Below are 17304 nucleotides of genomic sequence, written 5' to 3'. Positions count from 1 at the left end.
ATTTATTATTAAAAAGGAAGCGGGGGGCGGCCCCGCTTCCTTTTAAACTGCTTGCTTATGTTTTCTGGTTTGCTTTTTTGCAGGCAGCTCCTCCTTTTGCTGTGCGGCTTGCTTTTGCGTTTTACTGTTGGACGTCTCCGGCTTTAACAATTCTTCCCGCCTGATCTTTTTCATTTGCGGATCAAACAGATCTACCGTTTTAAATTGCGGGTTGGCCGTGATGAAATATTTGCTTTCCTTGCCGTCGCGTTCGACGGTGATCTGCTGTGCATTCCCCTTCTTTAAAGAACGTAATAGATTGTCACGGCCCTGGTCGCTGTTCATTTCCCTGATACCTTTCCCGGCAAGTACTTCTTCAGGCTTATAGCCATAGTTCTCGTTCCAGGACCGGAATTTCATATTGCCGCCTTCGGTAAGGTTCTCTTTATCCAGCTTAAGCCAGGCGGTATATTTTTCACCGTCCTGGCTGTACAACTGCTTGTGTACCGCGCGGCCTTCCATCAGGTTGAACGCTTCCTTGGCCGTGATCCCGTTGCCCTTATTGATGTAGAAAGATTGGCTGACCTGTTCATTTTTTTCATTCTTAAGCGAAGCATCGTATTTATTGAAAAAATACATTTCATTGTTGTCGCCGGCTTTGAAATGTAGTTGATAGTCCACCTGCCGGCCATTGAACTCGTGTTGCGTGTTCAGGTGAAACTCCGGGACCTTAGCGCCGATCTTCTCGTCCAGTTCCGTGTTCAGCTTCTCTCCGAACCCCAGGTTCAGTAAGCTTTTCTTCAGAAATTCTGCATTTTGTGTATTCATAACTTTTTGATTTAATAGTACTTGTTCATGTCTTCTTTTCGCCGCAGGGGAACCCGCGGCCTGCTCCATATCACTTGTTGATTTTCAGCAGAACCGGATAGGCGTCCATTAATTTCACTTTGATCTTTTTCACCTTTTTGCTGAAAAGGTCCTTGGCCGCGTTGATCCCGCCCGCCGCTGCTTGTGCGCCCAGTGACTGGTCCATGCTCATGATCTGCATGCTTTGCAGGGTCTGGTCGGCATTGCTTGCCGTGATCCCGCTTAACTCCGCTTCAGGTGCTGGAATGCCCGGCATACCATCTTCGCTGAAGACCGTCAGGTCAACGGGGATGATCTGTATTCCGGAACGGATATTTTTGATCTGTACCAGTAAGCGCTGGTTCGCGATCTGCGCCGTTCCGAACAGTACTTGCCCACGCGGCAGGAGTTGTCCCTTGATCCTTACCGAATCATTGAGCTTCATTTTCACTGCAGCGCCATTTGCGATCTTTTGTTTGCCATCAATGAGCGCAGGGATCGTGCGGAAAGGTGTCGAAGCTTCCGGAGCGGCTTTGACCGGCGCTACTGTAGCGGGATTCTGAATGGCTTGTAATTTATCCAGCATCTTGTCCAACTGCCTGAGCTCGGGGTCGTCGGCACCGCCGTTGTGGCCGGCCTGCTCCATTAGCCTGTTAAGCCGCCTGACCTGCGCGGGTTCGGGTTCATCATACGCCGGAGCAGGTTCGGATTGCGGTTGACCGATCTGGCGGTTGAGCGCAGCGAGCTTGTTCTGGAGCTGCTGTGCCTGTTCATCAGTGGTCGTCACCTGTGCCGTATGGTTGGCAGAATCACCGGCTAAGCCGATGGCATGGAGAAAGGCCGGGCTGATCCCATCCCTTGCCGAATCACGCTGCGCCGCCTGGTAGACCGCGAGCTTATCATTTTTTTCTTTGTCCCCGAATTGTGCCTCCGGCAGGTCGGTGTCCAGGCCTTTTCCGTAGACAGCCGTGTCCCGTCCGCCCTTGCCGCCGCCCAAAGCCCAGAAGGCCATCGTCAGGAATGGTAATACCAGCAGTGGTAATACCAGGTAGAATTTTCGTTGCTTTTCCATATCTATTGTTTTTGATGTTTTGTACTGTCTTTAAATTCGGGGCCTGAGGGTCGTCCGATGTAGGCCGGCACCTTGGTATTGTAGCTCCTTACGTCAAATTGGATGTAGCGGATGGCCAGCCACAGCAGCACCAGGGAAGTGAGGCAGAAGCCGGACAGTACGCCGAGCTGTACCCAGCTGTCCCTTGAGTTGTACCAGCGGTTCAGTTTGTCGATGAGTGTGCGTATCATGGCCGGCTGATAACGGTGTCGCGATTTGCCAATGTTTCCCATTTTTCGATCAGGAAACCGTGCGGGTTATTATCCGACCGGCTGACGTTGCGCAGGTAGCCCTGGGTAACGAGCAGCTTTTGGATGGTTGACGTCGCCCTGATCAGTTTCTCTGTGGCAAAGCACTTGAAAAAGTAAGGGTAACGCTCCATGTCCAGCTGCACACTGTCCACTTCGATCTGCTGGCTGATATTACCCGAGATCAGGTTGTTATAGAAGTTCTTTTCCTTCAGGCCGTTGTATTGGTTACGGGCGCTTTCATCAGCGAGGTAAAGCGCCTTACGCAAATTTTGATCGATCACTTTTTCGTCAGGATCCAGCGTAAAGAAATAATGATGGAACATGCGGATATGATCGCGGGCTTCTACCGGTACATTTTCGCGGCGGTCCGCCGCAACCGCATCCAGTATCTTTCCATTGGCCAGCACATAGATGTGTGCGTTGGCTTTCTGGTAGGCCCTGAAGCCAAGCCAGATGGCGGTGATGGAGATCATCATACTGGTGACGATCGCCAGCGCGACGATCCGCTTGTTCTGCTGAAAAGCGCTCTCGATGTTTCTTAAGTGCGTAAACATGATCTTTATTTTTTAGGGTTTCCATTTAGTTTTTCCGCCTGGTGGTCACCGCCTGCAGAACGGTAACCTTCTGCGAAATGCCCCGGGGCCTGGATGATGTTAGTGGCGCCAGCCGCCATCCGGTTCGTACCGGCTGCCCCTGCGGAAACGGTGGCTGATCCAATGTTGGTCAGACTGATCGAGGTCAGGCTGGTGATCTTGTTCAGCAGGGCATTGTTACCGCCGGGATGGATAATGTAGCCGGCCACTGCTGGCACCGTGAAGTAGCCGACGATACCGATCAGCAGAAAGATCAGGTAAGCAGTATCGGTAGAACTGAAAAACGTATCGCCTGCCTGGTCGATCTGCCTGATGTCCAGCCTGATCATATTTTCCTGCACTTTACCGATGATGCTGCCGAAGATGTTCGCTACCGGCAGCCAGAGGAAGACATTCAGGTACTTGGCCAGCCAGCTGGTCAGCGTATGATGAAACCCATCAAAGACCGACAGTCCGAACACGAGCGGCCCCAGGATAGCGAGGACCACCAGGTAAAACGTCCGGATGGTATTGATGCAAAGCGCTGCAGCTTCAAACACCACTTGTAGCACTTCGCTCATCCATTGCTTGACACTGTTCCGGAACTTATAACTGGCTTTGTCCATGGCGAACTTCACGTCGTTTCCGAGCCCGCTTAGCAACCCTTCTTCATTATGATTCCCATCGTCCGGATGGGTATATTTATACCACTTGTCGCGGTCGCCTTCGCCGTCATCGCCCACATACATTTGCCATGCGTCGGTACGTTCAACGGCTTCTTGTTTCTGCTTTAAAAGCCTGGCGATTGCCGCATCGGAGTTTTTAACCATGCTGCCGGTAGCCGTAACGGTCGGGTTCATCACACCGTTGATCAGGGCGATCACCGTCGGGAACAGCAAAACAGCCATGCCGAGTCCGAAAGGACGCAATAGCGGGTAAAAGTCCACAGGTTCTGCATTCGCCAGGTGCCGCCAGACCCTGGCAGCGATGTACCACAAAGCACCGAATCCTGCGATACCCCGCGCCACGCCGATCAGGTCGCTGCATAAAGGCAGCATCTCTGTATAGACCTTATCGAGCACACCTTGCAGGCCGTGGATATCGTCCGCCAGGCCGTCCGCCCGGCTAAGTATCGGTAAAGCGATCCCCGTCAGCGTCATCAGGACGCTGGTCATTAATTTACTTTTCATAACAATGCGGTTAATGGAGTTGATATAAGCGTTGCAGCGTGCGGGTGTCATTCAGGTCCCTGCTGCGGGCAAGACTGAGAAGTGCCGTCTTTCGGCTGAACCAGCGAAGGAACTGCAGTTGTTCCGTGCTTTGTATAAAAAGCCGGTCGATCGCCCGCAGGCGGTCGTCATCCGACATCCGGAGTTTCCCCGCGGTCATCACATTGGTAAGATCCGCAACAGCTGCGTTACTTTGCCGGACCAGTTGGCTGAAGACACGGTCGATATAGGAAAGCTCCTGCCGGCTGAAACTGCCGCTCTGCCGGAACAGGTTACCGAAACGCCGGTATTCTTTCAACAGGTCCGACTGCTGGCCTACGATCTGTGCCACGCGTGGGTTGTTCCGTACCGCCGGACTGACGGCCATCAAACCCGTCAGGTAGGCGTTATGGAGATCGAAGTTGCCTTTAGATAGGTTCGATATGGTTCCGTAACCCTGTTGATAGATACGGTAGGCTGTTTTCATATCAGAAAGTATCGCCTTGAATTGCGTTAGCTTTTCAATGTTCAGCAATAACTGCTGCAATTCCTGGCTTTGCGCCTTCCCCGGTGCGCTGAGGCTGATCAGCCCGCAAACCAGCAGACCGAACTTCTGAAATTTAGTGATCGTTCCCATAAAACGTTTTTATTTGTTTTGCATCGATGATTTCATGCTGCCTCGACCGGCTGAATAGTAGGACCTGCTGATGGAATGTGCTTGCGAACCGGTAATTTTCCTGCATGTCCAGGTACAAACGGCCGATCTGCCGCAGCCGTTCCTCATCGCTCATCGCCGTTCTGTCATCGCTGAGGACCACGTCGAGGTCGTAAAGCAGCCCCTCACAATTCCCAAGCAGCGCCGCGCCTACTGCGCCGATATACTGCCGTTCCCCGGCCGTTAGGCCCGGTTCCTGATGAAGCGCACGCATCCTGTGGATAATGTCCTGTTGCCAGCGCAGGATAGCTTTCACCCTCGGCTCGTTCCGGACGGCAGTACTGGCCGTCTTTAACTTTTTATAGTAAGTATCGTGTAATTGAAATTCCCTCCCGAGATAGCCGCTGATACTGCCCAATCCGCCTTTTGCGATCTGATAGCCCTTTTGAGCGTTTTGCCGGTAGACCAGCAAAGCGCTGATCTGCTGTAACAGGTACTTCTTTTGGGTGCTCTTTTGCTTGAACCACTCCGAGAAGGTCTGGCCAAAGGCCAGCTGTCCGCTCATACCCGCCGTCACCATCGCAAAGGCCAATAGTTTGCGGCTTTGGCGGCGCAAAGCGCCCGCTTTTTTACTGATGTTACTCATGGATTCCATAATATTGTCTGATGGTGCGTAATTCGATCAGGTCCTTGCTGCGTTGCAGTGAAAGGATCATGTTCTGATGATTGTATTGCTTCAGGTCGCTGTAATTCTCGTCCAGCAGGTCCCCTGTTTTATTGATCATCTCCAATCTTTGCTGATCGGTCATCTGCGTTTTTCCCGGATGAATGACCAGCATAATCTGATCAAGGTTCCTGGCGCTGGCTTCCAGTATGCCGAGGTAGACACGTTGCATTTCCGCTAATTCCCCAGGTTTAAAATGCTTATCCGACTGAAACAGCCGCCAGGCGCGCTGATATTCCGATACCATGGCCACCTGTTTCAAACTGAGCGTTTTGATCCGCTGGTAGTAAGCGATCACAGACTTGACCTTCAACAGCTCCTGATAGTAGTTGTCATAGATCATTTTCTGCTTTTCCGACCAATCCGATATTTCGGTGAGCCGGAATTTTGAAAGCTCGTTCTCCAGGGTCTTTTGGGCGTTCTGCAACCAGATGGTTTGATTCTGCAGGCGCTGCACCTTCAGATCGATGGCCTTGATCACTTTCTTGACCACAAGTTTGACCGCTTCCGCAATGGCGATTTGCGCATGACTTTGCTGGACCCAGCAAAGCGATGCCACGAGTAATAAAATTTTCAACTTTTTCATGGTACTTTTTTATAAATGGTTTCGCCAATGAAAAGGTCTTCGCCTTCAAATCTCAGGAATGGTGCGTCCAGGCTGCCGATGACCCAGTGTTTGACCCGGTGTTCCTTCGCCAGCAGTTTACCTTCTCTTATTTTTTGGTAGCCTGTGCGTTTCGTTACAACACTGTCTTTGACAATCAATGTATCGTCGCCGACTGAGTATTGGCCTTTAAAATGGGCGATGTACGTTCCGTCATGGTCCGGTTCTGTTTTGCAGGCTGCAGCAATGATGCACGGCAGCAGGATGGTGAAGTGCTTTTTCATAACGCGGTGTGTTTGCTTTCTCTTTCTTCCCTTACGATGACAGCGATGGCCTTGCGGATATCGCCATATCGTTCCTTATAGCGTTTGACTTTGGCCTTTTCTGCCGATTCGGTCGTGTACGTCCAGTACTCTTCCCGGCTCACTTCCGTGCGGTAGACCCGCGATAATTGCCCGTTAAGGCTGATAAAGACCTCCTTGTACCGGTACCGCTCGTCATTGGCACGGTTCATACTCATAATGAAAGCGGTTTCTTTGTCCGTGATGCCAAGCAATGCCTGGATTTTAGGAAAATCGTTCTGGTACTTGCGCTGATCCAGCAATACTTTACAGTCACTGTTATTGATGATCGCTTGCTTTACCACTGGCGAACTGATGATATCTTCAATATCCTGGGTGACCACCAGCGCTTCACCAAAAAACTTTCTCACCGTCTTGAACAGGTACTTAATGTATTCGGCCATGCCTTCCCGGGCGATCGCTTTCCAGGCCTCCTCGATCAGGATCATTTTGCGGACGTCCTTTGGTAGCTTGCGCATCTTGGAAACGAAGGTCTCCATAATGATCAGGGTCACGACCGGGAACAGAATGGGATGATCTTTGATATTATCCAGTTCAAAAACGATGAACCGCCGGTGCAGCAGGTCCAGATTTTCCCGGGCGTTGAGCAAATAATCGTATTCGCCTCCTTTATAATACGGCCGCAGGACGAAAAGCAGGTTGTCGATATCAAAGTGCTGGTCCTTGACCTTGCTTTGCTTCATGGTTTCGTAAAAAGGACCTTTAAGGAATTCGTAGAAGGTATCAAAGCACGCGAACCCCGTGAGCTGTTCGTAATAATGAAACAAGGCGTCCGAGATGGCGATGTACTCCGAACGTTGTACGCCTTCATCCTCCTTTTTCCACAGGGCCAGCAGCATTGCTTTGATGCTTTCCCTTTTCTCCGTATCGAGTTTGTCGCCCTTGCCAATGTAGAATGGGTTGAAACTTATGGGCTTTTCTTCCGAGTAGGTAAAATAATAACCATCCAGAAACTCGCATAGTCCTTCGTAACTGTGACCGACATCGACCAGTACCACATGCGCACCTTGTTCGTAATAACTGCGCAGGAGATGGTTGGTAAAGAAACTTTTGCCGCTACCGGATGGTCCCAGAATGAACTTGTTACGATTGGTCGTGATGCCATTCTTCATCGGCTCGTCGCTCAGGTCGACATGCAGCGGTTTGCCGCTCAGCCGGTCGCCCAAACGGATACCACAAGGGGACAAGCTGCTTTGATAGTTCGTTTCCAGGTTGAAAAAGCAGCAAGCCTGTTCTGCAAACGTGTCGAACGTATCATTGACCGGCAGATCGCCGGCATTGCCCGGAAGCCCTGCCCACCAGATCTGCGGTGCGCCGTCAGTTTCCAGTTTGGGCTGTGCATCCAGCTGTGCCAGGGCCGAGCTAACCTTGTTCTTCATATCCTTCAGCGCGGCTTTATCCGATGTCCAGGCAAGGATATTGAAATGCGCTTTCACCGGCGCTCTTTGCTGGCTGATCGCTTCGTTCAAAAATTCCTGCGTGGCATCCCTGCCGATCGCATTCTCCCTTGAATAAGCGGAAAGGGACTGTAAACGCAACTTTTTCGCTTCCAGTTTTTTGATCGTTTTGGCGGTATCTTCGATGATCAGGTACTGGTTATAGATATGGTTGCAATTCAACAGTGCGCCCACCGGGCTCGCAAAGCCGGTACTGAACTTGGTTTTGTCCGTGCTGTACTGGTCGTAGGTGATCCTCGGCCCGCACAAAGCCGGCAGCTCCTCCGCGTCGGAAAGCGTGTACAACTGGCAATGGTCCTCGCCGATCATCAGGCCGCCTTTCAGGTGGATGTCTTTGAGCAAAGGACGGTCGCCCGCCCGCAGCAGGAAACAATATTGCTCCAAAATGCCCGGCTGCTCGGGTGTCCCTGCCAGTTCCTCGTTCGTCAGGCGTTTTAACCCGACCAGGCCGCTATCCTCGAGGATCCGCTTAAACTGTCCGGCGCTATCCAGAAATTCCGTGAACAGTCTTGCTGAAGTCGCTTCCCGCGGGGTGATGTGTTTGCGCAAAAGACTGCTGGAGCTGCTGGTGACCGTTCTGAAGTCGGCTGGTCTTTGGGTCAGCATCAGCAGGCAACGGTGCGCCAGATACGAGCGTTCGTTAAAAAAGCGTTCACTCGAATGGCTCAGGAACGATTCATCACCAAAAACCGGTTCGTACAGCGCTTCGACAAACCAATCCTGCTTATGGAGGATACTGTTGACCGGCAGCAGCTTCACGGCTTTTACCCAGGCCTGATGAAAAGCGACATACTCATCGTTGGACAGCGTAAACAGTTCGGGCAGGCGTACCTCAAAGGCAACGGTCACGTTCCCTTGTGCGGAGACCATCGCATCGTTTTCGACTTTATAGATCGGGAAGATCTGTTCAGCGTTTTTCATAAAATATCCTCCTTGTATGGAATCTCAGGTGGTCAGGTATATATTTTGATGAACGGCGTTTCATCAGTCCGTGCTGGCCATATTTCCGGCTCATTTCAAATACTTTGAAGAACAGGCCGCTGCCGGCGAGACCGATGATCAGCAGGCACACCAGCACCGGTGTTCCGAGCAGGTAAAGCGTTGCGAAAACCAGGAGCAGCACGACCAGCCCGCCGCCCAGATAGGCGATATACTGCGCCTTGAGGCCCTTGAACTCGATCGGTTTATTGATTCCCTTATTGATGTGATATACTGACATAAAGGATTTTTAAACGCCAAAAAATGATTTAAGAACGGTAGAAACGATCACCAGAAAGATACAGGCCCCGAACCAGCTGGAGGCTACCTTGCCGGTATCGTGTTCGCCATCGCTCCACTTTTTGTAAACCTTGACGGCGCCGACCAGGCCGACGACCGCGCCGATGGCGTACATCAGGTTCGTGCCGGTGTCGAAATAACCCTTCACCTGGTTGGTCGCTTCAGTGATGCCGGCATTGCCGTCCTGGGCCATGGCGGACATAAAAGGCATAAAGCCAAAGATGATGGTAGCTGTTATCAGCCGGATAAACAGACTATGGGCCTTACCATAGCGATTAAGCATTGTTTTCATGATTTTAATGTATTACAGGGTTAAACCATTGTTTTTCTAACTCTTCCGCAGTAAGTTTAAAAGCGAACGCACCGGCTTGCTGGAGCAGCAACACTTTGATCCGGTCATGCACCTCCGGATCCGTAACAGCGGCGTACTTTTCCGTCAGCAGCCCGAAAAGCAGCAGGAAATTCGCTTTGCTCTCCTTGGATACGGTGATCACATCGACCAGGGCTTGTAGTTCCGACTCGAATTGCTGTATGTCCGGCACGATATCGTCGGCTATCGTTGGCGGCATTTGCGCATCGGGCTCCGGGTCATCAAAAAGCATTTCCGTGTGATCCCTTAACTGTTCCGGTTCCGGCGCAATAGCACCCATCACCGATACGGAGGGCACCGTGAGGTCTGCCAGGTCCGCGATGCTGGCAGATCGCTTAGGGCCCCAGCCGCGCCGCAGGTCGCTGCCAAAAAAGCGAAGGCCGACCCAGCCGTAATAGATCACTAACAGGACAATAATGCTGACCAGGTAATTGGTCCACGAGATTTGACTTAGCATAAATGATCGTTTTAATGTCGCTGCACCATTACAGCGACCATACAAAGGTCACGATCATCCTAAGCGCTATGCTCCGAGTTTGTCCGAGTCGGAGGTGTACTTTTTGTTTTTTATCTTAATCGCTTTTGCGCCCGAAGCAGGAAGGCTTCTTTCATTTCGTCCAGATACGCGGTTGGGGTCTGCCTGCCGCACAGCCAGTCGTAGGTATCATAGAAGTTGCCCAGCGAAACGTTGAACGCACGTTCAATGAACTTGACGATGCTTTTCAGGCTCTTCTTGCCGAACGCTTCCGTCGCGTGCCAGCTGTAAATCAGTTCGATCAGGGCGCATTTGGTTTGTTTCCAATCGAAGTCGCGGTATTCAGATTCTGTCTGCACAATGGCCTCCCGCTGCGTGATCCGCAGAATGTCCTGCTGCAGTTGCTCCTGCAGCAACTCACTCGCCAGTACCTGCGCGAGCTTATGGTCATGGGTCGTACTAAAGGCCGGGTCGGAATCGATGACGCATTGGTCCGGGTCCAGGCGGACATCATAAGAACCGCGGACAAAGTAGTGTTCATCAAGATAGGTTGCCTCCGTGCGGACGTACTGGTAAAAAGAGAGATTGCTTTCGAAAAAATGATGCAGTACTTTCAGTTCATTGGCCAGGAAGGCACAGATGGCCTGCTCTTCTCCGATCGGCTTTCGCGTCTCGATACTCAGTAAGGACTGATAAAAGATGAGCAGCGATTTGAACTTCGGTTTGATGTGTTTAAAGAATTCGATCTGCTCGGCCGGGGTGGACGGGTCATGCTCCTTACAGAATTCTTTCAGACGGATCAGGTATTTAACGCAGCTGTGGACTGACTTTTCCAGCCGTTTGATCGGGTTATCTTCACCCAGTACGTACTCATTAAGGTCCCTGTTCAGGTCCGCGTAGAGTCTTTCGCTGAATTTGGCGATCATATACTTTTGTTTTGATTTGGTCAGCAATGCCACCTGCGATCCATGCAGGTGTAGCTAACAATGCCGCGTCGGTTTCGTCCATAGGCTTATTTAGGGAAATATTTTTGATTGATACGATCGATCATACGCTGCAGCCAGGCACGGTTTGAAGCGGCTGTGCTGAGTTCCGCATTGTAAAATGCCTTCGCCAGACTTTTAAGCGAGATGTGGTCCTGCTTCTTGGAAATAAAGTGCCGGCTGACAAAACGCAATAGAGCGGAGATATTATGCTCGTGAAAACAACCGGTCAGGTAACATAAACGCAGGAACAGCCCGAGTTGGGCGACCGAAAGCTCCAGGGATAAACGGGCGATGCCGGTCGTCTTGTCGCTGTCTGTGACCTGTTGTTTGCGCAACTTTTGCAGCCATGCCGGCAACTGGTCGGAAAGGCTTTCCCGTCGCGGATCAAACGCTGTTTTCGGTGCAACGCCATGGAGGAGCAGCCTGCGTTCCTCCCTCAGGAACCTGCTTTCCAATGCTGCCGCTGACAAGCGGGATATTTCGTGCAGGAACTGCTCCTGGTACCATACCGCTACTTTGGAAGTATTGAGGTTTTCCATATAAGCCAGCCGGAAGAGCCGGTGCGCGTCAAAGGTAGGCAGCCCGGCTTCCCGGACGATCAGTTCCGCAAATTTGCTTATCCGCCCAAGCTCCGCGTGATCATACCGGATACCGGACGAGGGCTGTAGCAATTCTTCCAATGAATACCCGATCGCTGTCCAAAGTTCCCTGGTTTGATCGTCGGCAAATATCGACAAGATCAGGGCTGACTTGCGTTGGAAGTCGTCTAATACCGTATGCCGGTAATAGGCAGTGGCCGGAATGGTACTGCCGGAAGCGTCCGGGTAGCGATGTCCCAGGTTGCTGATAGCGGTCTCCAGATGTTGAAGTACATCTTTAAGCAGTGTCGCTGTTGGACCGGCAATGTCGTCCTGAAGGAAAGTAAACATGCGGTCTGACAACAGTGTGATAGCCGTTCGATGATACCGCAGGTATCTGCGGATTGATGGATCGCCGGCCGGCCCGAAGTAACGCGCGTTGATCTGCTGTTCCAGGGTGTCAAGTGCCAGCAGTACACGGTCATGCCAGGCGGCGGCGGTTTCAATTCGCCACGACTTGCCGGCGGTTAATAATTCGCCAGCCACCTTCTCTAATTGATGTGTCTCTGGTTTTAGCAAAATATACGCTTTTTCTCAGGTGGTACTTACCTATCGGCGATAAATCCATCTTAAACAAACAAATCGTTTCATTAACTTTATGTTAATTTCTTAACCCGCGGTGGGTGCTGATCGTCGTGATGATGATCGTCATTGTTGCCGTCGTATCAGAAGTGTCTTCTGTTGGCCGTGCAGCATAAGACACGTTACGGACGCTACTGAAATCCGTAATGGTCATGAGTCGCCGGGATAATTTTTTTGCTTTGGTCGTTTTCATGGTGTTTGTTTTGACCAAAGCTATTTTGATAGAACAGGGTATAAAAGTTTATTACGCAGAGGCTCGTTTGCGCTATGTTAAGAGATGGTGTTGACATTAAGATGACAAAGAACAGACCAATCCGCCAGTGGAAACAGGCCGCATTTTACCACTTGCTGGTCTGGGCAGTCTTTATCAGCTATGAGTTGTTATGCCTGTTCACCACAGTTGGGCTGGACGGGCAGTACCTCCATTACGGGATTTACTACGTGATGTATATCAGCCTATTTTACCTGAACGCGCATGTAATCCTTGACTTTAGTTTTTTTAAAACGAAAAGCCCGTACCTGATCGCAGCCGGACTTATCGTTGTGGAGATGATCGTATTTGGTCTCCTCAAAGCGGTCATCGACGGTCTCCTGGCCGGGGCAGACGCACCCTGGCTATCGTTGAAAGTCTTTACCAGGGCGTATTTGCTGTCTAACATTTTCCGGCAGATCTTTTTCATCGGCTTTAGCATTGCTTACTGGTCCATGTTGTACCTGACCCGTTTCAGGGATCAGGCGCAGCAAATGGAGATCGAGCGGTTACGCCAGCAAGCAAGTATGCTCGAGCTGGAAAACAGGTACATATCAGTCGAAAACGCCTATCTGCAACACCAGGTCAGTCCACACTTGCTGTTTAATTCCTTGAACTTCATTTATTATGCGGTGTACAAATTATCGGACAGGGCCGGTAAAGGGATCATGTTACTGTCCAACCTGCTCCGGTACTCGCTCACTGCGGGGAGCGCACAGCAAAAAACCATTGAACTTAAACAGGAAGTCGAACAGATCCGTAACCTGATTGGATTGGATCGCATGCGCTTTAATGAAAAGCGTTACCTCGGGTTCAAATCGAACGGTGAGCTGTCAGGCAGGTTCATTTTACCGCTGGCCTTGTTGACCCTTGTAGAAAATGTTATTAAACACGGCGAATGTGGCGATCCAAGCGCCCCTGCAACCGCTGAACTTCAACTACGAGGGAACAAACTGCATTTTTCCACCGTAAACAAAAAGAGAGAAAAGACCGCTTATTCAACAACCGGGCTCGGGTTGAATAACCTCAGGAAGCGTCTTCAAAACGCTTACCCGGACAGGTTCGAGCTGCAGGTTAACGATGAGCAGGATCAGTTCGCTGTACATCTATCCATCGACCTATGAAAAATATACGCTGCTATGTAATTGATGATGAAACTGATGCCGTTGCGCTGCTCCGGGATTATATCGAATCGACACCAGGCCTCGAACTTTGCGGCTCTGCTGAGAACCCGCTGGAGGCGCTCGACTTTCTGACCAGTGCACAGGCACCTGACATTACCTTTGTTGACATCGATATGCGCCAGTTGACAGGGCTGGAGCTGGCCGGAATGGTAAACCTCTATACGACCGTCATCTTTACCACCGCGTTCCCGCAGTACGCTCTGCAGGCGTTTGAGAAAGAAGCTTTCGATTATTTGCTGAAACCGATCGATCGTGAAAGGTTCCTCAAATGCATCCAGCGTGTCAAACGGAAGTGGCACCGGATGGGTAGCGGGCCTGCAGAAGAAAAGCTGGAATATTTCAATATCAAAAGCGAGATCAAAGGAAGAATGGTCCGCATACGCTTTGACGAGGTGATCTTTATTGAAGGTGCCGTAAACTATATCCAGATCCATACCGTGAACGGGAAACACATGACGTATTTGACGCTCAAAGAGATCATGCAGCACCTCCCGCGCAAGTTATTCACCCGTATTCACCGGTCATTCGTGATCAATATCAACTATGCCAGGATCATTGAACGTAACCAGGTGAGGCTGGAGGACGGCCGCTACCTGCCGATGGGCGATCATTACAAAGAGCAGTTCCTTAAAGACATGGATGATAAGCTGCTGAAATCGGAGCGTGCGTCCTGATTGCGCTTTGCCGACGGTCAGCCAGGCTGATTAAGGCCTTTACCTTTATAGGCTTGGGATCTCGTGTACTTGAACAGCAGGTAGAAAACGATCATCTCCTGCTTCCTGCTTTCCGTCGTGAACAGGCGGTTCAGGTGCATATGGATAAGACTGCCGACCAGATCCTCGTAAACGGCGCTGTTCAAGCTGACTTGCTGTATCAACGTGCGGAAATCTGCTACGCAAGTTGCGTTCAAACCTGCAAGGCGCAGACGCCTGAAAAAAGATGCATCGCTCAAAGTATCGTTTAATGGTGCTCGCAATGACCTGAACTTTTTATCGAGTTCAACATGGATCTTATCCCCCTCAAATTCCTGACTGAGCTGCTGGTAACGCCCGAAACAGTAAGTGGCTTGTTGTTCCTCATTTTCGAACGCCGCAGCGACCAGTGTACGCGTGATGGCTAACGCGAATATATACAGCGGACTTGCTGATAGGTTCTTTCTACCGGTCAGATATTTCAGGACCAGTTTACTGCTCGACCAGAAGAATTGCTCGACTTCTTCAAAAGGTGTGATCCCATAACGTTCCAGTTCCCTGGCATACGTGTCGACCTGAAATTCCCTGATCAATTGTCGCTCCACTTTTGTTTCGAAGAGCCGGCGCATATCCGCCATAACCTGTCCGAGATCGGCCGGGGCTACCAGTAAGCGCAACCGGATATGCGGCGCATGGTCCTCATACCGGACGAAGAACCATTTTCGAATGATGTCCTCCCGCGATCGTTTCTTGAGGTAGGGCGCAAGTTGCCGTAGCAGCGCATCCGTAGCAAGTCGTGTCGTATAGATCTTCAGATAGAGCCATTCCGAGCCTGGCATAAATCGCCGTTTGTTCCTGGTGCTTGCTTTCCCGGGTATTTCCGGATAGGGTAGCGAAAGCGGGCGGCTCGCTTCGATAAACGCGTTATACTGCACAGTGACCACCGGGTGGCTTCCGGGCTTGTTGCCGCTGTCCAGCAATACTTCCTGCAGTTCTGCCACTTTGGACCGTCCGAGACAAGCGATAAAGAAAAGGATGTCCGCCTCACGCTGCGCATTAAAAATGAGTTGCTGGTCGCCCTGTGCCCAGGCAAAGATGACCGGCAATCCCAGGCGCTGGCTGAACGATCTGAAGTTTTTAATGGTTTCTCCCTCACTGTTCTTCATGGCCAGGCTCTTGATGATGGATTCTGTCAGGATCCACCTCGCCGGCGCAAGGACGGCCTGGCGGAAAACCACCCTCGGGTAAAAATCAAGGCCGGGAAAAAGCTGCCGTAGGTCAAGCGTCTGTACAGGACTGCTGAACTGGTAAGGAATATCCGCCAGGAAACGGAATAATGGGAGGTCGTTCAGGCCGTGGTTGTACGCAGAGCTCAGCCGGGGCAGGACGATCTTGCCATGTGACCGCGACGTCAGCAGTACCCGGCCGCCTGAAACGGTAACGAACAGGTCCGCAAGCGCCAGTTGCCTGGATTTTGGTACCGTTGAGGCCGCGATAATGGGGATCTCAAACGGTAAAATGACGGACCGGCGGTTCACATTGTCGGTATGAAGATCGCTCAGGTGCACGAGCTCCGCGAACAGGACATCCGGGTTAAGCGCCTGTTCGTGTGCCGCCATGGCCACAGCAGCGGTTTCGATCGCTTCACTGGCCGGCGTAAAACGTCCCGGCAGGCTATTGGTGTGATAACCACCTGCCGCTTCGATCCACAGTTGGTCGCCGTTCGTCCGGAAGAGCACGGAAAAGCCGCTGGTTCCCATACCGGTCGCTGGCTCGGGTAATTGGTTGAGGTCTTTGTCGGTCAGTTCAATGGTTGACGGTGCAAGTGGCCCCGCCGGTGCCACGCGTTCAGCAATACTTGATGTACCGTGTTCCAGCTGATCTGTTCCTGCTTCAACTGGCGTGGCGCAATTATTACCGTCTCCAGTAGCGCGTTTCCTTTCTCTGCTTCCGGCGCCTGGTAACCAATGCCGGTCTCGGGGTCTAGTACCCTGAGTAATGGCACCGTCTGTCCTTCGAACCGTTCGTTGAACTGGCGGATGAACTGCTGCAAAGCGGTGTGGGCGGATGGCTGGCTTAACCGACTCAACGCGAACAGGCCGTCGTGGAGGGATTCCTTATGGGGTTTGGCTTCACGATCATCGCTGGCCGAACGTAGGCGAATGATGCTGAACACCGGACGCTCCGGTCGGTTTTCCACGGCCTTTAATAGTTGGGCTGTTTCATTAAGGTCTTTTATAAGTTGCGTACGATACGGGAGGGGCTTGCCACAGAACTGAAGTAACTGTTGTACGGCAAGGACAGCTGCGGATGCCTCCGCAGGGGGTGCGGCCATATCGGACAATCGCAACAGATCATCTCTGTCGGTAATGTTAGGACGGTTCACGGGCAGCAGCACCTGTGCATCCGCCAGAAAATCAAGATATTCTTTTGCCTCAGGTTCATCACACAGGCTGACTCGGCGGATATGTTGCAACAGTGCGTTCCGGGTCTGCCCCGAGGCGCAAAACCGGAGGATGCTTTTTAAAGTCGTCGTATGGTCGGTGGCCTGCAGCAGGTATTGCCGCCTGCCGTTTTCATTATCGGTCTCGCTCCGGATGAACCGGTGCTCCTGTTGCACCTGGTATAAGGTGGGATTCGGTTCAAGCCGCTCAGCCGGTGAAGGCATCAACAGCCCGCGCAACTGGTAGGCTAAATGATTGTCAAGTTGGATGAATACATGGTCGGTTACCGGCCCGCTTTTCGGCGATTGCCACGAAGTAGGTGTGATCGCAGAGAATAACCCAAATGGGGTCGGACGGAAGCAGAACCGGTTATAATATTTAAGCAGCGTATGTCTTACGCGGGCATCGGCGGGGCCTTCCTTCAACGAGGCGTAGAACTGCGGGACAGCGACGGATAGCGCGTTCAAAAAGTCATCGTCTCTCAGGATCTGCTCCGGATCGAGGCTGTACGCACTGGCCGGCGCCGCAGGCTGGCGGAGTATCATGAAATCGGACAGGTGGTGATCGGGCATGATTTTAAGGTTAAGGTGTAATAAAGTAAACGGCAGCGCAGACCCGTCAGTATACATTTGTTTT

General features: G+C 51.6%; 20 protein-coding genes. 2 read left to right on the top strand and 18 right to left on the bottom strand.

Going from position 1 to position 17304, the window contains the following annotated elements:
* Positions 1-42: 42 nt before the first annotated feature.
* From EOD41_RS16850 to EOD41_RS20775, 16 genes are all read right to left on the bottom strand, one after another.
* Positions 43-807, bottom strand: a complete 765-nt coding sequence (locus EOD41_RS16850; RefSeq protein ID WP_127707077.1) for a hypothetical protein — start codon at positions 805-807, stop codon at positions 43-45.
* Positions 808-877: 70 nt separating this feature from the next.
* Positions 878-1897 carry a conjugative transposon protein TraM gene (gene traM / locus EOD41_RS16845; RefSeq protein ID WP_127707075.1) on the bottom strand — a complete coding sequence of 340 codons (1020 nt, stop codon included), beginning with the start codon at positions 1895-1897 and terminating at the stop codon, positions 878-880.
* Between the two features lie 2 nt (positions 1898-1899).
* Positions 1900-2127, bottom strand: coding sequence for a hypothetical protein (locus EOD41_RS16840; RefSeq protein ID WP_127707073.1), 228 nt, complete (start codon positions 2125-2127; stop codon positions 1900-1902).
* Entirely contained in the window at positions 2124-2741 is a 618-nt protein-coding gene (gene traK / locus EOD41_RS16835; RefSeq protein ID WP_127707071.1) for a conjugative transposon protein TraK, read from the bottom strand. The genes EOD41_RS16840 and traK overlap by 4 nt, the downstream gene beginning before the upstream one ends.
* Positions 2742-2746: 5 nt before the next feature.
* Positions 2747-3949 (bottom strand): conjugative transposon protein TraJ, encoded by a 1203-nt coding sequence (gene traJ / locus EOD41_RS16830; protein ID WP_127707069.1) that lies wholly within the window; start codon positions 3947-3949, stop codon positions 2747-2749.
* Between the two features lie 10 nt (positions 3950-3959).
* Positions 3960-4604 (bottom strand): TerB family tellurite resistance protein, encoded by a 645-nt coding sequence (locus EOD41_RS16825; protein ID WP_127707067.1) that lies wholly within the window; start codon positions 4602-4604, stop codon positions 3960-3962.
* Positions 4588-5268, bottom strand: a complete 681-nt coding sequence (locus tag EOD41_RS16820; RefSeq protein ID WP_127707065.1) for a hypothetical protein — start codon at positions 5266-5268, stop codon at positions 4588-4590. The genes EOD41_RS16825 and EOD41_RS16820 overlap by 17 nt, the downstream gene beginning before the upstream one ends.
* Positions 5261-5932: a conjugal transfer protein TraI gene (locus EOD41_RS16815; protein ID WP_127707063.1), complete on the bottom strand. Its 672-nt coding sequence runs from the start codon at positions 5930-5932 to the stop codon at positions 5261-5263. Before EOD41_RS16815 ends, EOD41_RS16820 begins: the two co-directional genes overlap by 8 nt.
* Complete coding sequence (locus tag EOD41_RS16810) at positions 5929-6234, bottom strand: hypothetical protein (protein WP_127707061.1); 306 nt, start codon at positions 6232-6234, stop codon at positions 5929-5931. Before EOD41_RS16810 ends, EOD41_RS16815 begins: the two co-directional genes overlap by 4 nt.
* Entirely contained in the window at positions 6231-8690 is a 2460-nt protein-coding gene (locus tag EOD41_RS16805; RefSeq protein WP_127707059.1) for a TraG family conjugative transposon ATPase, read from the bottom strand. Before EOD41_RS16805 ends, EOD41_RS16810 begins: the two co-directional genes overlap by 4 nt.
* Positions 8677-8988 (bottom strand): DUF4133 domain-containing protein, encoded by a 312-nt coding sequence (locus EOD41_RS16800; protein WP_127707057.1) that lies wholly within the window; start codon positions 8986-8988, stop codon positions 8677-8679. The genes EOD41_RS16805 and EOD41_RS16800 overlap by 14 nt, the downstream gene beginning before the upstream one ends.
* Before the next feature lie 9 nt (positions 8989-8997).
* Positions 8998-9339: a DUF4134 domain-containing protein gene (locus EOD41_RS16795; RefSeq protein ID WP_394342475.1), complete on the bottom strand. Its 342-nt coding sequence runs from the start codon at positions 9337-9339 to the stop codon at positions 8998-9000.
* 4 nt (positions 9340-9343) lie between these two features.
* A complete protein-coding gene (locus EOD41_RS16790) occupies positions 9344-9874 on the bottom strand; it encodes a hypothetical protein (protein ID WP_127707055.1) in 531 nt (176 codons plus the stop codon).
* Between the two features lie 110 nt (positions 9875-9984).
* Entirely contained in the window at positions 9985-10818 is an 834-nt protein-coding gene (locus tag EOD41_RS16785) for an RteC domain-containing protein (protein WP_127707053.1), read from the bottom strand.
* Between the two features lie 86 nt (positions 10819-10904).
* Entirely contained in the window at positions 10905-12002 is a 1098-nt protein-coding gene (locus tag EOD41_RS16780) for a hypothetical protein (protein WP_127707051.1), read from the bottom strand.
* Positions 12003-12117: 115 nt separating this feature from the next.
* On the bottom strand, positions 12118-12291 hold the full coding sequence (locus tag EOD41_RS20775) for a hypothetical protein (RefSeq protein WP_164849966.1): 174 nt from the start codon (positions 12289-12291) through the stop codon (positions 12118-12120).
* A gap of 101 nt (positions 12292-12392) precedes the next feature.
* On the opposite strand from EOD41_RS20775, the gene EOD41_RS16775 reads away from it, so the two are divergent.
* Complete coding sequence (locus EOD41_RS16775; RefSeq protein ID WP_164849965.1) at positions 12393-13472, top strand: sensor histidine kinase; 1080 nt, start codon at positions 12393-12395, stop codon at positions 13470-13472.
* Positions 13469-14206 (top strand): LytR/AlgR family response regulator transcription factor, encoded by a 738-nt coding sequence (locus EOD41_RS16770; protein ID WP_127707046.1) that lies wholly within the window; start codon positions 13469-13471, stop codon positions 14204-14206. Before EOD41_RS16775 ends, EOD41_RS16770 begins: the two co-directional genes overlap by 4 nt.
* Positions 14207-14223: 17 nt before the next feature.
* On the opposite strand, the gene EOD41_RS21185 is transcribed toward EOD41_RS16770, so the two are convergent.
* Positions 14224-15984, bottom strand: a complete 1761-nt coding sequence (locus EOD41_RS21185) for a lantibiotic dehydratase (protein ID WP_127707044.1) — start codon at positions 15982-15984, stop codon at positions 14224-14226.
* Between the two features lie 41 nt (positions 15985-16025).
* The gene (locus EOD41_RS21180; protein WP_164849963.1) at positions 16026-17240 is read right to left on the bottom strand and encodes a lantibiotic dehydratase; all 1215 of its coding nucleotides are present in this window, start codon (positions 17238-17240) and stop codon (positions 16026-16028) included.
* Positions 17241-17304 lie beyond the last annotated feature (64 nt).

Origin of the sequence: Mucilaginibacter limnophilus (genome assembly GCF_004005815.1) — a bacterium.
Lineage (GTDB): Bacteria > Bacteroidota > Bacteroidia > Sphingobacteriales > Sphingobacteriaceae > Mucilaginibacter > Mucilaginibacter limnophilus.
Note: the sequence above shows the minus strand (reverse complement) of the source record. Positions and strands in the feature narration are given on the sequence as shown.